Source organism: Nocardia australiensis (assembly GCF_020733705.1).
In the GTDB taxonomy this organism is placed as follows: Bacteria; Actinomycetota; Actinomycetes; order Mycobacteriales; family Mycobacteriaceae; genus Nocardia; species Nocardia australiensis.
This window is the reverse complement of sequence record NZ_JAJFZM010000001.1, coordinates 2,100,424-2,113,946: the sequence shown is the minus strand read 5'-3', so window position 1 is coordinate 2,113,946 and position 13,523 is coordinate 2,100,424. Positions and strand designations below refer to the sequence as shown.

General features: G+C 63.7%; 15 protein-coding genes. 5 read left to right on the top strand and 10 right to left on the bottom strand.

Annotated elements, in window-relative coordinates; all coding sequences use genetic code 11:
- Positions 1-4: 4 nt before the first annotated feature.
- From LKE06_RS09620 to LKE06_RS09605, 4 genes are all read right to left on the bottom strand, one after another.
- Complete coding sequence (locus LKE06_RS09620) at positions 5-856, bottom strand: MlaE family ABC transporter permease (protein ID WP_227998253.1); 852 nt, start codon at positions 854-856, stop codon at positions 5-7.
- A 4-nt stretch (positions 857-860) separates the two neighbouring features.
- Entirely contained in the window at positions 861-1,625 is a 765-nt protein-coding gene (locus tag LKE06_RS09615; protein WP_227998252.1) for an MlaE family ABC transporter permease, read from the bottom strand.
- Between the two features lie 296 nt (positions 1,626-1,921).
- Positions 1,922-2,839 carry a 3-oxoacyl-ACP reductase gene (locus LKE06_RS09610; protein WP_227998251.1) on the bottom strand — a complete coding sequence of 306 codons (918 nt, stop codon included), beginning with the start codon at positions 2,837-2,839 and terminating at the stop codon, positions 1,922-1,924.
- Between the two features lie 45 nt (positions 2,840-2,884).
- Positions 2,885-3,073, bottom strand: coding sequence for a ferredoxin (locus tag LKE06_RS09605; RefSeq protein ID WP_227998250.1), 189 nt, complete (start codon positions 3,071-3,073; stop codon positions 2,885-2,887).
- Positions 3,074-3,229: 156 nt separating this feature from the next.
- On the opposite strand from LKE06_RS09605, the gene LKE06_RS09600 reads away from it, so the two are divergent.
- Genes LKE06_RS09600 through LKE06_RS09590 form a run of 3 tightly spaced genes read left to right on the top strand, consistent with a single transcriptional unit; the run spans position 3,230 to position 5,952 of the window.
- On the top strand, positions 3,230-4,423 hold the full coding sequence (locus tag LKE06_RS09600; RefSeq protein WP_227998249.1) for an acyl-CoA dehydrogenase family protein: 1,194 nt from the start codon (positions 3,230-3,232) through the stop codon (positions 4,421-4,423).
- 28 nt (positions 4,424-4,451) lie between these two features.
- Complete coding sequence (locus tag LKE06_RS09595; protein ID WP_227998248.1) at positions 4,452-5,561, top strand: acyl-CoA dehydrogenase family protein; 1,110 nt, start codon at positions 4,452-4,454, stop codon at positions 5,559-5,561.
- Positions 5,488-5,952, top strand: coding sequence for a type II toxin-antitoxin system VapC family toxin (locus LKE06_RS09590; RefSeq protein ID WP_227999450.1), 465 nt, complete (start codon positions 5,488-5,490; stop codon positions 5,950-5,952). Before LKE06_RS09595 ends, LKE06_RS09590 begins: the two co-directional genes overlap by 74 nt.
- A 200-nt stretch (positions 5,953-6,152) precedes the next feature.
- On the opposite strand, the gene LKE06_RS09585 is transcribed toward LKE06_RS09590, so the two are convergent.
- Positions 6,153-7,802 carry an acyl-CoA synthetase gene (locus tag LKE06_RS09585; RefSeq protein WP_227998247.1) on the bottom strand — a complete coding sequence of 550 codons (1,650 nt, stop codon included), beginning with the start codon at positions 7,800-7,802 and terminating at the stop codon, positions 6,153-6,155.
- Between the two features lie 61 nt (positions 7,803-7,863).
- Between LKE06_RS09585 and LKE06_RS09580 the strand changes: the two genes are divergently transcribed.
- Complete coding sequence (locus LKE06_RS09580) at positions 7,864-8,646, top strand: crotonase/enoyl-CoA hydratase family protein (protein ID WP_227998246.1); 783 nt, start codon at positions 7,864-7,866, stop codon at positions 8,644-8,646.
- A 3-nt stretch (positions 8,647-8,649) separates the two neighbouring features.
- Here the strand turns inward: LKE06_RS09580 and ehuA are convergent, their stop codons facing one another.
- The 5 genes from ehuA to LKE06_RS09555 all read right to left on the bottom strand — a co-directional run bounded on the left by ehuA (position 8,650) and on the right by LKE06_RS09555 (position 12,287).
- Complete coding sequence (gene ehuA / locus LKE06_RS09575) at positions 8,650-9,414, bottom strand: ectoine/hydroxyectoine ABC transporter ATP-binding protein EhuA (RefSeq protein ID WP_227999376.1); 765 nt, start codon at positions 9,412-9,414, stop codon at positions 8,650-8,652.
- A 13-nt stretch (positions 9,415-9,427) separates the two neighbouring features.
- A complete protein-coding gene (locus tag LKE06_RS09570) occupies positions 9,428-10,105 on the bottom strand; it encodes an amino acid ABC transporter permease (protein ID WP_227998245.1) in 678 nt (225 codons plus the stop codon).
- Positions 10,105-10,830, bottom strand: coding sequence for an amino acid ABC transporter permease (locus tag LKE06_RS09565; protein WP_227998244.1), 726 nt, complete (start codon positions 10,828-10,830; stop codon positions 10,105-10,107). Before LKE06_RS09565 ends, LKE06_RS09570 begins: the two co-directional genes overlap by 1 nt.
- A gap of 4 nt (positions 10,831-10,834) precedes the next feature.
- Positions 10,835-11,722, bottom strand: a complete 888-nt coding sequence (ehuB, locus tag LKE06_RS09560; protein WP_227998243.1) for an ectoine/hydroxyectoine ABC transporter substrate-binding protein EhuB — start codon at positions 11,720-11,722, stop codon at positions 10,835-10,837.
- A 145-nt stretch (positions 11,723-11,867) separates the two neighbouring features.
- Positions 11,868-12,287, bottom strand: a complete 420-nt coding sequence (locus LKE06_RS09555) for a VOC family protein (protein ID WP_227998242.1) — start codon at positions 12,285-12,287, stop codon at positions 11,868-11,870.
- 168 nt (positions 12,288-12,455) lie between these two features.
- Between LKE06_RS09555 and LKE06_RS09550 the strand changes: the two genes are divergently transcribed.
- Complete coding sequence (locus LKE06_RS09550; RefSeq protein WP_227998241.1) at positions 12,456-13,454, top strand: sigma-70 family RNA polymerase sigma factor; 999 nt, start codon at positions 12,456-12,458, stop codon at positions 13,452-13,454.
- Positions 13,455-13,523: the final 69 nt, after the last annotated feature.

The window sequence follows — 13,523 nt, the reverse complement described above, 5'->3', positions numbered from 1 at the left end:
CGCTCTACCCCGAGAGATGAAAGTTGCCGGAGGTGCCGTAGATGGCCAGCGAGATCAGCAGCGTCACCATGACCACCGCGACCAACGAGGACCGCACCGCGTTGCCGACCGCGATCCCCACACCGACCGGCCCGCCCGCGGCGTTGTAGCCGTAGTAGGTGTGAATCATCATGACGGCCAGCGCCATGACAATCGCCTGCGCGAACGACCAGAGAATATCGCTGGGGATCAAGAACGTGGAGAAGTAGTGGTCGTACACGCCCGCGGACTGACCGTAGATAACCACGGTGGCAAAACGACTGGCTATGAACGAACAAATGACCGCGAGCGCGTAGAGCGGCACGATCGCGATCATGCCCGCCAGCACTCGGGTGCCGACCAGATACGGCACCGGCCGGATCGCCATCGATTCCAGTGCGTCGATCTCCTCGGCGACTCGCATGGCGCCGAGTTGCGCGGTGGAACCCGCTCCGATGGTGGCGGCCAGCCCGATACCGGAAATCACGGGCGCCGCGATGCGCACATTGATAAAGGCCGCGAAGAAGCCGGTTAATGCCTCGACACCGATATCGCCGAGCGAGCTGTAACCCTGCACCGCAATGGTGCCGCCGGTGAACAATGTCAGGAATCCGACAATGACAACGGTGCCACCGATAACCGCCAACGCACCTGAGCCCATGCTGATCTCGGCGATCAACCTGATTGTCTCGGTCCGATAGTGCGTCAGCGCGCGCGGGATGGACGCGACCGTCTGCGCATAGAACACAGCTTGCTTACCCGCCGAATCGAGTGAGTCCGAAACTCGACGTACTCGCCGCACAGTGCGGGGGAACCGCGATTGGATCACAAAGGCCATCGGGTCACCGCGCCGAGAACTTGATGCCGACGGCCGTAACCACCACGTTCACCACGAACAGCGCCATAAAGGCGAAGACTACGGTCTGATTCACCGCATCACCGACACTTTTGGGTCCGCCTTTGACATTCAGGCCCAGATAGCAGGCGACAAGTCCGGCGATCAGCCCGAACAAGCCGGCTTTCACCTCGGAAATGACCAGCTCGGGCAGTTGGGTCAGCAGAGTGATGCCGTTGACGAACGCGCCCGGGTTCACGCCCTGCAGAAGTACCGAGAAAAAGAAACCACCGACGATGCCGATGGTGCACACCAGGCCGTTGAGCAACAACGCGACAAAAGTCGACGCCAGCACCCGTGGCACCACCAGACGCTGGACCGGATCAATGCCGAGTACGCGCATCGCGTCGATCTCTTCGCGAATGGTTCGGGCGCCGAGGTCGGCGCAGATCGCGGTGGCACCCGCGCCCGCGACAATGAGCACGGTGACGATCGGCCCGACCTGTGTGACCGCGGCGAATGCCGCACCCGAACCGCTGAGGTCGGCAGCGCCGATCTCGTGCAGCAGGATGTTCAGCGTGAAGCTCACCAGCACGGTGAATGGAATTGCGACCAGCAGGGTGGGGACAATCGATACGCGAGCGATAAACCACGCCTGATCAATGAATTCACGCCCCTGGAAGGGCCTCTTAATACTTGCCCGCGCGACGTCGGCAACGAGTTCGAAGAACCCGCCGACGGCCCGCAATGGCACGGTAAGGACCTCGTTCATGCGCGATCCTCCTTGCTAAACGTGCTTTTACAGCTCACCGCACGACGCGCTCGCGGCCGCATCGCCGCAACGATTAGAACATGTTCACTTTGTTGTTGGAAGCTTTTTGACACTTTTGAAGTGCTCGTTTTCTTGAATTCGGCCGACGAATTTGCAACATGTGTCAGTTCAGGATGGGCCAACCCTTGTGAGGCGTCACACACCTTGACTCCCATGTCTACCAAGTGCCGCATCGGTGATCAACAGTTGGTCATGCGATCAACAGCTGAACGATGGCACCTGCCATCAGTGAGCGATCAGCCAAGATCAATCAACGACGATGCAGAGAACGTACGCCCGGAGGGGCGATCGGCGAAGTACCCGCCGAGCGTGGCGGCGAGATCGCTCGCGGACCACTGATCCGAGGCCGCGTCAAAGCGCTGTTCCACCACCGGTGCCGCCATCAGCGCCACCATCGGTCCATAGACCACGAACACCTGACCGCTGACCGCGGCGGCCGCGGGCGAGGCGAGGAACGCGACCAATCGGGCCACGTGATCCGGTGAAAGCGGATCGACGCCCCCCTCAGGGGCCGCGCTGAATACAGCCTCGGTCATAGCGGTGCGCGCACGAGGCGCGATAGCGTTGGCCGTCACCCCGAAACGGGACAGGCCACGCGCCGCGGACAGCGTCAACGCGGTAATACCCGCCTTCGCGGCGCCATAGTTGGCCTGCCCCTCCGGCCCGAGCAGGCCCGCCTCCGATGAGGTGTTGACGAGCCTGCCGTAGATCGGCGCGCCCGCCGCCTTCGACTTGGCGCGCCAATAGGATCCCGCGTTGCGCGACAACAGGAAATGACCACGCAGATGCACCGCGATCACGGCGTCGAAGTCCTCATCGGACATGTTGAACAGCATGCGGTCACGCGTGATGCCCGCGTTGTTCACGACGATGTCGACGCCGCCGAATGCCTCGTCCGCGGTACGGATGAGCGTGTCGGCGGTGGATCGTTCGGCGATACTGCCCGCGACGAATTCCGCCTTCGCGCCAAGTGCCCTGATCTCGGCGAGAGTGTCGGCTACCGCGTCTGATTCGGACAGGTCGTTGACTACCACCGAGGCACCCGCCGCAGCCAGCGCCAGCGCCTCGGCTCGACCGAGCCCCGCGCCGGATCCGGTCACGATCGCCACCCGGCCCGCGAGGTCTGTGTTGCCCGTCACTTCTGAATCGCTCACGGCAGCGACTCTAGAACGTGTTCTTATATAGAGCAAGAAGCCGGGTCACCGCAAACGCAAAGCCGCCTTCGGGCACTGCGCCACCGCGTCCTCCACATCGGCGAGCCGATCCGCCGGTACCTCGGCCTCCACGATGTGCAGCACGTCCTCGTCATCGAGTTCGAACACGTCGGGGGCGATTCCGACACAGATTCCGTTCGCTTCGCACTGGTCCAAATCGACACTGACCTTCATGAGGACTCCTTTACTGCGCCACTGATCGAAGCCTAACAAGCCGATGCCGTCGCACGCGTCGCCATCGAGCGGATTCGCTCCCAATACTGGAACATGTTTCAGTTGATATGCAATGATCGGTTCGAACCCAATCGAACGAAGGCATGAGGTATTGCCATGCGCATTGCGTACACGCCGCAGCAGGAAGAGCTCCGTGCGGAACTGCGCGAGTACTTCGCCCGGCTGATTACCCCGGAGCGCCGAGCCGCGCTGAGCTCGCAGACCGGTGAGTACGGGCAGGGCAACGTGTACCGCGAGGTCGTCCAGGAAATGGGCCACGACGGCTGGCTCACCCTAGCCTGGCCCAAGGAGTTCGGCGGCCAGGATCGCCCAACCATGGACCAGCTGATCTTCACCGACGAAGCGGCCATCGCGGGCGCGCCGGTGCCGTTCCTGACCATCAACTCGGTGGCGCCGACGATCATGCACTACGGCAGCGAGGAGCAGAAGAAATTCTTCCTGCCCAAGATCGCGGCCGGTGAACTGCATTTCTCCATCGGCTACTCCGAGCCGAGCGCGGGCACCGACCTCGCCAGCCTGCGCACCTCCGCGGTGCGCGACGGCGACGACTACGTGATCAACGGCCAGAAGATGTGGACCAGCCTGATCGCCTATGCCGACTACATCTGGCTCGCGGTGCGCACGGACCCGACCGCCAAAAAGCACAAGGGCATCAGCATGCTCATCGTGCCGGCAACGGCCGAGGGTTTCTCGTGGACTCCGGTACACACCATGGCCGGGCCGGACACCAGCGCCACCTACTACCAGGACGTCCGGGTGCCGGTCAGTTCGCTGGTCGGTCAGGAGAACGGCGGCTGGGCGCTGATCACCAATCAGCTCAACCACGAGCGGGTCGCGCTCACCTCGGCCGGACCACTCGGCTTGGCCGTGCGCCAGACCGTGGAGTGGGCGCGCAACACCAAAACCGCCGACGGCCAGCGCGTGATCGACAAGGAATGGGTGCGGCTCAATCTCGCCAGGGTGCACGCCAAAGTCGAGTACCTGAAGCTGCTGAACTGGGAGATCGCCAGCCGAGCCGACGCGGGCGGCGATGCCGCGCCACGGCCGTGGGATGCCTCGACCTGCAAGGTGTATGGCACCGAGCTGGCCACCGAGGCATACCGGCTGCTGATGGAAATCCTCGGCCCGCAGGCATACCTGCGCCAGGACTCCCCCGGCTCGCAGCTGCGCGGCCGGTTGGAGCGGATGCACCGCGCCGCACTGATCCTCACCTTCGGTGGCGGCACCAACGAGGTCCAGCGCGACATCATCGCCATGACCGCCCTGAAGCAGCCGGCCTCGGCGCGATAAAGAGCCACCCGAAAGTAGGTAGATCGCCATGGATTTCACCCAGACCGAGGCCCAGCTCGATCTCGCCCGGCTGACCGGCGAGGTGTGCGGCAAGCTCGTCACCGCCGACCGATTGCGCGAACTGGACAAGACTGCCGTGCGTTTCGACGAGCAGCTGTGGGCGTCACTCGCCGAGACCGGAGTGCTCGCCGCAGCCTTGCCGGAGACCGTGGGCGGCAACGACTTCGGCCCACTCGAACAGAGCGCCGTCCTGCGTGAGCTCGGGAAATATGTCGCCGCGGTGCCGTACCTGTGGTCGGTTGTGCTCGGCGCGGGCGCACTGGCCACGTTCGGCACTGAGGCACAACGCGATTGGGCGACCCGGGCCGGTTCCGGCAGCGCGATTCTCACTGTCGCATTGGCCGAGGAGCAGAACTGGGACCCGACCGAACCGACCACCACCGCCGCCGAGGTCGACAGCGGCTGGCGGATCACCGGCGCCAAGCTCGCAGTGCCCTTCGCCGCGCAGGCCACCCGAATCCTGGTCCCGGCAACGGTTTCCGGACGTTCTGCGGTATTCCTGGTCGATCCGTCCGATGCCTCGATTCAGCTCACGGCCCAGCAGGTGACCGACCTAAGCGCCGAGTACTCGCTCGAATTCACCGACACCCCAGCCGAATTGGTGGGAACCGTGGCAGCGGGGGCCGAGATCTTGGACTGGTTGCTGACCAGAGCCTGGCTCGGCCTGAGCGCCCAGCAACTCGGCACACTCGAACGCGCGCTGGAGCTCGTCGCCGAATACGCCCGCGAGCGTGAACAATTCGGTAAAGCTGTCGGCAGTTTCCAGGCCGTGGCGCAACGCCTGGCCGACAGCTACATCGACGTGCAAGGCCTACGCCTTGCCGTCACCCAGGCCGCCTGGCAGCTGTCGGAGAACCTGCCCAGCGCCGAAGCGGTGCATACCGCGAAATTCTGGGCCGCCGACGCCGGCCACCGCGTCGCCCACACCGTTGTTCACGTGCACGGCGGGGTAGGCATCGACCGCGACCACATCGTGCACAACTACTTCACTGCCGCCAAGCACAATGAATTCGCACTCGGCACGGCGACCGATCACCTGCGCGCCATCGGCTCGCTGCTGGCGGAGACTCCTGCCTGACCTAGGAAATCCGCATCGAAATCGGCCCGCCGGTAACGCATCGGCGGGCCGATTTCTGGACCGACGCAACAGCGCTGATCAGCCCGTTCGCGCTGTCATCAACCCGATCATCTACGCCGAGGTCTCCGTCGGGTACGACACCGTCGAAGATCTGGACGATTTGCTGCCCGCCGACGAGTTCGAGCGTGAGGCCCTACCATTCCGGGCCGGCTTCCTGGCGGGCAAGGCGTTTCAGCGCTATCGCCGCGACAGCGGCGAGAAGCGCTCCCCGATGCCCGACTTCTACATCGGCGCCCATGCCGCAGTCGCCGGATACCAACTGCTGACATGTGACGCCGTCCGGTATCGCGGCTATTTTCCGACCGTAAAGCTGATCGCACCCATGCCCTGAACACGGGCCCGCTGGTTGTGGCGCGCGAACTGGCCTACCAACTCTCCGAACTCGCCAACCGCGGACCAGCCCGACGATTTCGGCTCGCCTCAATCCGGCGCGGATAGCCGACCTACCTCGATCCCAGCTCATTCCCGCCAAACGGTCGGGACCGCCACGGTTTCGTGGCGGTCCCGACCGTTGTGACCCGAACTTCCCGCTTACTTGCCGCTCGCCTCGGCGTGTTCGTCGGCCGGGCGGGCCTCGGTCTGTTCCTTGGCCCAACGGTAATCCGGTTTACCTGCGGGTGAGCGTTTGATCTCGTCGACGAACCACAGGCTGCGCGGCTGCTTGTAGGGCGCGATCTCGTTGGTCAGCAGCGGACGCAATTCCTCCAGGGAGGGCCGGTCGCCGCCGCGGCACTGGACGACGGCAACGACCCGCTGGCCCCATCGCGCGTCCTCCACACCGACCACCAGCGCGTCGAAGATCTCCGGGTGCGATTTGAGCGCGCCCTCGACCTCCTCGGGGTAGATCTTCTCGCCGCCGCTGTTGATGCTCACCGAACCACGCCCGAGCATCGTCACGGTGCCGTCCTCCTCGACGCGGGCGAAATCGCCGGGGATCGAGTAGCGAACGCCGTTGATCTCCTTGAACGTTGCCGCGGTCTTGGCCTCGTCGTTGTAGTAGCCGAGCGGGATATGACCACTGCGGGCGAGAATGCCCACCACTCCGGAGCCGGGCACCACCGGATTGCCGTCCTCGTCGAGCACCTCGGTGGCCGCGTCGATCTTTACCCGAGGCCCACCGGTGTGGGTAGCTCCCTTGGCGACAACGGACAACCCGCCGAAGCCCGTCTCCGATGAGCCGATGGAGTCCGAAATCAGACGGTTGGGCAACAGCTCGAGGAACTGATCCTTGAGCGTCGGCGAGAACAGCGCCGCACTGCTGGCGATCACGTACAGGGTCGAAAGATCATAGGGCTCACCGGTTTCCGGATTGCCCTCGATCAACGCGTCGATCATCGGCCGGGCCATCGCGTCGCCGGTGATGAAGATGAGGTTGATCCCGTGGCGGTCGATGTGCTGCCACACCCCGTGCCCGCTGAACTCCGGGATCATCACGGCCTTGCCGCCGCCGAACAGACTGTGAAAGGTGGCCCACTGTGAACCGCCATGAATCATCGGCGGAATCGGGAAGCGCACCATCGGCGGGTTGGCCGCGCCGACCTTGGCCAGTTCCCATTCGTCATCGACGTATTCGCCGGTGACGAAGTTGATGCCGGCACCGAGCACCCGCCACACATCCTCCTGCCGCCACATCACTCCCTTCGGCAGTCCGGTAGTGCCGCCGGTGTAGAGCATGTAGACGTCATCGGGGGATCGATCGCCGAAGTCGCGCTCGGCCGAGGACTGCGCGAGCACGGTCTCGTATTCCACCGAATCCGCTGCGGTGGGGATGGCGCCGGTCGTATCGTCGTCGACGACGATGACCGTCTTCAGCAACGCCGTTTTCGGGCGCACGCTGGCGACCCGATCACTGTATCGGCGCTCATGAATCAACGCGACCATGTCCGAATTACTGAAGATGTGCTGTAACTCGTTCTCGACGTACCGGAAGTTCACGTTGATCATCACGGCGCGCGCCTTGAACACCGCGACCATGGCCTCGACGGCCTCGATGGTGTTGCGCGAGTAGATACCTACCTTGTCGCCCGGTTGGACACCCTGTTCCAGCAGGTAGTGGGCCAGTTTATTGGCCCGCTCCTCCAGCTGTGCGTAAGTCACCTCGCGACTGTCGTCGGCCAGCGCTACGCGGTCGGGCATCAGATCGATGGCGTGTTCGACTAAGTCCGCTATGTTGTAGCTCACAGAGCTAAAAATAGAACGTGTTACTGTTTCTGACAAGGCTTGAGAGTCAGGAGATTGAGTAATGCCAGATTGCCTCGTCGAGAAACGCGATCACGTTCTCATCGTCACCATGAACCGCCCGGAGGCCCGCAACGCGCTGTCGGGCGAGATGATGGCGATCATGCGTGACGCCTGGGACCAGGTGGATAGCGATCCCGACATCCGCGTCGCGATTCTGACCGGTGCGGGCGGCGCGTTCTGCGCGGGCGCGGACCTGAAGGCGATGACCACCCAGCACCCCGGCGACTCGTTCAAGGGCGGCGGCTGGGATATGTCCAAGATCGAGGCACTACTCAAGGGACGCAGGCTCACCAAGCCGCTCATCGCGGCTGTGGAGGGTCCGGCGATCGCGGGCGGCACCGAGATCCTGCAGGGCACCGATATCCGGGTGGCGGGCGAGAGCGCGAAATTCGGTGTGTCCGAGGCACGCTGGGGCCTGTTCCCGCTGGGCGGCTCGGCGGTGCGGCTGGTCCGCCAGATTCCCTACACCGTGGCCGCGGACATCCTGCTCACCGGCAGGCACGTCACCGCCGCCGAAGCCAAGGACATCGGCCTGATCGGGCATGTGGTGCCCGACGGCACGGCACTGGACAAAGCGCTCGAATTGGCCGCCCAGATCGCCGCCAACGGACCGCTCGCGGTGCAGGCCATCCTGCGCACCATCCGCGAGACCGAGGGCATGCACGAGGAAGAGGCATTCAAGATCGATGCCGAACTCGGCACCGCGGTCTTCAAATCGGCCGACGCCAAGGAGGGCCCGAAGGCGTTCGCGCAGAAGCGCAAGCCGACCTTCACCGGCAGCTGAGGTTCATTCGCGGTCGAGCACCGCGCGCAGGAACTCCCGCGTCCGTTCATGATCGGGGTCGGTGAATATCTTCTCCGGATCACCGTCCTCGATCACCCGGCCGCCGTCGAACATCATCACTCGATCGGAAACGCTTCGCGCGAACTGCATTTCGTGGGTGACACACAGAAACGTGATGTCGGTGGTCGCGGCGATGTCACCGAGCAGCCGGAGCACACCGGCCACCAATTCAGGATCGAGCGCCGAGGTCACCTCGTCGAGCAGCAGCACCTCGGGTTCCATTGCCAACGCACGCGCGATGGCCACCCGCTGTTGCTGCCCGCCGGACAACTGCGCCGGACGGGCGTCGACCTTGTCCGACAACCCGACCAACTCCAGCAATTCCCGCGCCCGCGCCTCGGCCTGCTGCTTGGACTTACCGAGGCCGCGGACCGGCCCCTCGGTGACATTGCGCAGCACATTCATATTCGGGAAGAGGTTGAACTGCTGGAACACCATGCCGATCTTCTTGCGAGCCTGACGGAAGTGCGCCTCATCGGCGGGCACCAGCCGATCTCCCTTGCGCATATGACTGAGCGGCTCACCGTCCACCTCGATGGTGCCGCCGGAGACTCGCTCCAGAGTCATCACCAGGCGCAGGATCGTCGTCTTCCCGGAACCCGACGGGCCGATCAGAGTCACGAACTCCCCCGGTGCCACAACGAAATTCAGGGCGCTCAGACACTCCACATTGTCGAACCGTTTTTCCACATCGGTGAACCGGATCATCGCCGCGGGCGATTCAGAATGTTCCGACACGACGCTCCAACTTTCGAATCAAAATCGAGCACGGATAGCTCAGGGCCAGGAAGGTCAGACCGGCGGCGAACCACGCTTCCGGCCCCGCACCGCCGGTGTCGGCGGCGTACACGGTCTTCACCTGGTAGACCATGTCGAGAATGACGATCGACGACAGCAGCGGTACCTCTTTGAACATGGCGATGGTGTAATTGCCCAGCGCGGGCAGCACGCGCGGCACCGCTTGCGGCAGGATCACATCGGTCCACGTTCTCGCGCGGGGCAGACTCAGCGCGGTGGCCGCCTCCCATTGCGCCTTCGGGACGGCATCAATACCCGCCCGGAAGACCTCCGAGGTGTAGCAGGCGTAATGCACACCGAGCGCGGTCACCCCGACGATCAGGCGCTGCTGTTCGATGGGCAGCGCACCGAGCAACGCTGGGCGCACCAACCAGTACAGGACAAAGATCTGCACCAATAGCGGTGTGCTGCGGATGAATTCGATGAACATCCACAGCAGCTGATCGAATACCGGAATCCGCAACTGCCGCAGCACGGCGAAGATCAGCCCGAGCAGGTAAGCGACCAGCGAGCCGAGCACGGTGAACTCGATCGTCACCCGCAGCCCATCCCAGATATACGGGAAGGCATCGAAGAATCGGTCCCAACGCCACTTCTCCATCAGGTACTCACCCCCATCGCCAGCGACCGTCGGCGCCTCGGCGGCGTCCGGCCGACTCGTCGCGCCGCCAACCGCTCGAGCACCCGCATGATCAGGGTGATGATCACCGCGATGACCAGATAACACACCAGCTCGAGGACGTAGATCACGCCGAGCTCCCGAGAGAAAGCCGGAACCGCCCGCAATTCATCGGCCTTCTTGAAGATCTCCGGCACCGCGATGAAGCTCAGCAACGCGGTGCCCTTCAGCAATTGGATGAACAGATTGTTGAATGAGGGCAGCATCTCCACCACCGCCTGCGGCAGTATGACCCGCCACATACGTTGCAGCGGACTGAGATTCAGTGCTACTGCACCGTCGACTTGCGCCTGCGGCACGGATCCGATTGCGCCACGGACAATTTCGGCACCGTACGCGCCGTGATTGAGACCGAGCACGATCACACCGATGAGCAGCAGCCCCCGCGCCGTCGCACCGAGAGTGACCCCGAAGAAGATCGGAACGGCGACCGCGAAGAAGAACAGCTGCACGACCTCCGAACTGCCACGGAACCCTTCGACGTACACCCTGGAGATGAATCGCACCGACCGATGTGGCGACAGCATCGCCAGGCCGGCGATGAAGGACAGCACTACGGTGAGTGCGATGCCGCCGACCACAGCCCACAGCGTGAACGGAAGACCCTCGTAAATCCGTTCGATGTAGATATGAAGATTGCCGGACAAGGGCTCAGGCCGTGCAGGCTTGTTCGGTAGTCAGCGATGGCGGCGGCTCGTTGGCCGCAGTCAGGCCGAACGGCTCGACCAGCTGCAGCCATTCACCGCTGTCGTGCAGTTTGCGCAGCTCACGGTTGAAATCGGCGAGGAAAGCGTCATCACCGATCCGGAAGTTGAAGGTGCCGACCTCGGGCTTGGCACCGCCCTGGATGGACGGGGTGACCTCGAGGCCCGCATCGGCGTTGTTCTTCACCAGCCAGGACGCTGTGACGTCGAGCATCGCGCCGCCGTACACGTCGTTATTGCGCACGGCACGCAGGATGTCGTCCTGTTTGGCCATCGGCTCGATGAGGTTCGACGGAACGCCCGCGGCCTGGGCGTAGCCGTTCTCGGTCGCGCCACCCAGTGTCGCGATGCGCACGTTCTCGCGAGTGATGTCGGCGAACTGGGTGATGTGGCGCGGATTGCCCTTCGGCACCAGGAACGAGGTCCCCACCTTGAAGTCGGGCGTCGCGAACGCCGAGCTCTGGCAGCGCTTCGGATTTATGGACATGCCCGCCGCGACGAACGCGTAGTTCTGCGCGCGCACACCATCGATCAATCCATCGAAATCGGTGACCACGCCCTCGACCTCGTTGATGCCGAGGTTCTTCAGCACCGCACGCGCGACGGTCGGCGCGTAACCCGCGAGTTCGCCCTTCTCATCCAGGAACGCCCACGGCGCCTCATTGGCGAAACCGACCTTGATCTTGCCGGACTTCTTGGCATCCTCGTAGGTAACCGCGGCCGCGTCGTTTCCACCCAGCCCACAACCGGAGAACATGGCGACGGCGCTCGCGGCCATGACCACCGCGGCCATCCGACGCAGGCCGCCTCGCCGTACTCCAGCACCGATTTTCATCATCACTCGCTCCTAGATTCGGATGCAAAAAGCGTCAACCCGGGCATTCGGGACAACGCACCGAACCGCTAAAGCGTGATGAGATCGCAAAGTTTCCAGGCGCCAACGCCAGCCCGGATCGGATGGTATGCCGATCCGGTCGCGCTCAGTTGCCGCTCGGGTAGTCCATCCAGAACGGCTCCCACTGGTGGCCGTCAGGGTCGATGAAGGTGCGGCCGTGCATGCCGACCAGTGCCTCCTGCGCACGCTTGTCCTCGTTGACCTCCTCGGTGGCGCCCGCCGACAACGCCGCGGCGGTGAGGGTGTCGACCCCCTCGGCGCTCGACAGCGAAAGCCCGTAGGCGGCGCCGATCGCCGAGACCGTGTCCGCGACTGGGCGGCGGCTGAAGGTCGGGAAGAAATCCCTGGTCAGCAGCATCAGGCAAATGTTGTCGTCGACCACGATGCAGGCCGCGTTGCCATCGGTGAAGTCCTGATTCACCTTCCAGCCGAGCGTCTCGTAGAAGTTCTTCGACCGGTCCAGATCGGCGACGGGGAGGTTGATGAAGATCATCTTGTTGCTCATGTTCGGCGTCCTTTGCTCGGCCAAGTGCGTGGTCCGGTTTGTCAGTTCACAGATAGAGACGAACCGTCGTCGCATAACTCATCGCCACCCCGGCGATGATCTTGATGTCGCAGGTCGAAGACTTATGGGGCTGTGATGTGTCAGTGGGCTGTGGCAGTGTGATTTTTCATGACCGACTCGTCCGGCAAAACCGCCGGTCTCTCCCCTGATGTGCTCTCCTCCTTCGAGGGGCACCGGCGGGAGCTGTGCGCTTACGCCTACCGAATGCTCGGATCTTCCTTCGAGGCCGAAGACGCGGTGCAGGAGACCTTCACCCGCGCCTGGAAGGCCTACGACTCGTTCGAAGGGCGGGCCAGCCTACGGTCGTGGCTATACCGGATCACGACCAATGTCTGCCTGGACATGATCGACGGCCCGCAACGCCGCGCCCGGCCGATGGATCTGGCCGGACCTTCGCGCCCGGATTCACCGCTGCCGATGCCGCAGCCCGACTATGTCTGGATCGAGCCGATCCCCAATGCCCTTGCGTTCGGGGCGGATCCGGCCGAACACGCCAGCACCAAGGACACGCTACGCCTGGCATTCGTGGCCGCCTGCCAACATCTGCCCGCCACCCAGCGCGCCATCCTGATCATGCGTGAGGTGCTGCGTTTCTCGGCGAGCGAGACCGCTGAAGCGCTCACCATGTCCCCCGCCTCGGTGAACAGCGCATTGCAGCGGGCCAGGTCCACCATGTCGAAAGTCCAGCCCACGGTCACCGACCGCTACGACGAGACCGACGAGAACCAGCGCAAGCTGGTCGACGATTTCGTCAAGGCGTTCGAGGCATACGACATGGATACCTTGACCACCCTGCTGAAAGCGGATGTGGCACTGTCCATGCCGCCACTCGAACTGTGGATTTCCGGCCCGGAGAACGTCACCTCGTTCATGCTCGGTACCGGCAGTACCTGTCGCGATTCCCGCCTGGTCCCCTTGGCGGGCGCCAACGGCCTGCCCGCGTTCGGCCACTACAAGCCAAGCGATGTGCCGGGCGTGTGGGTGCCATGGTCGATCACGGTGCTGGAGTTGGCGAACGAGGCCATCTCCGGACTCAACTTCTTCCTCGATACCAACAAGCTTTTCCCGCTGTTCGGACTGCCCACCGAACTGCGTGAACCCGTCTAGTCGGCACCGAACAACACCTACCGATACAAACCAGCGCCGTCGTCGGCGGGAATTCCGGGACGACGGCGC

Bases quoted from the DNA above. Each gene is read 5' to 3' on its own strand.
- LKE06_RS09620 (WP_227998253.1), bottom strand. From the start codon at position 856: ATGGCCTTTGTGATCCAATCGCGGTTCCCCCGCACTGTGCGGCGAGTA.
- LKE06_RS09605 (WP_227998250.1), bottom strand. From the start codon at position 3,073: ATGAAGGTCAGTGTCGATTTGGACCAGTGCGAAGCGAACGGAATCTGT.
- LKE06_RS09590 (WP_227999450.1), top strand. From the start codon at position 5,488: ATGAATTCGCACTCGGCACGGCGACCGATCACCTGCGCGCCATCGGCT.
- ehuB (WP_227998243.1), bottom strand. From the start codon at position 11,722: ATGAAAATCGGTGCTGGAGTACGGCGAGGCGGCCTGCGTCGGATGGCC.
- ehuA (WP_227999376.1), bottom strand. From the start codon at position 9,414: ATGATCCGGTTCACCGATGTGGAAAAACGGTTCGACAATGTGGAGTGT.
- LKE06_RS09555 (WP_227998242.1), bottom strand. From the start codon at position 12,287: ATGAGCAACAAGATGATCTTCATCAACCTCCCCGTCGCCGATCTGGAC.
- LKE06_RS09615 (WP_227998252.1), bottom strand. From the start codon at position 1,625: ATGAACGAGGTCCTTACCGTGCCATTGCGGGCCGTCGGCGGGTTCTTC.
- LKE06_RS09595 (WP_227998248.1), top strand. From the start codon at position 4,452: ATGGATTTCACCCAGACCGAGGCCCAGCTCGATCTCGCCCGGCTGACC.
- LKE06_RS09600 (WP_227998249.1), top strand. From the start codon at position 3,230: ATGCGCATTGCGTACACGCCGCAGCAGGAAGAGCTCCGTGCGGAACTG.
- LKE06_RS09570 (WP_227998245.1), bottom strand. From the start codon at position 10,105: ATGGAGAAGTGGCGTTGGGACCGATTCTTCGATGCCTTCCCGTATATC.
- LKE06_RS09580 (WP_227998246.1), top strand. From the start codon at position 7,864: ATGCCAGATTGCCTCGTCGAGAAACGCGATCACGTTCTCATCGTCACC.
- LKE06_RS09550 (WP_227998241.1), top strand. From the start codon at position 12,456: ATGACCGACTCGTCCGGCAAAACCGCCGGTCTCTCCCCTGATGTGCTC.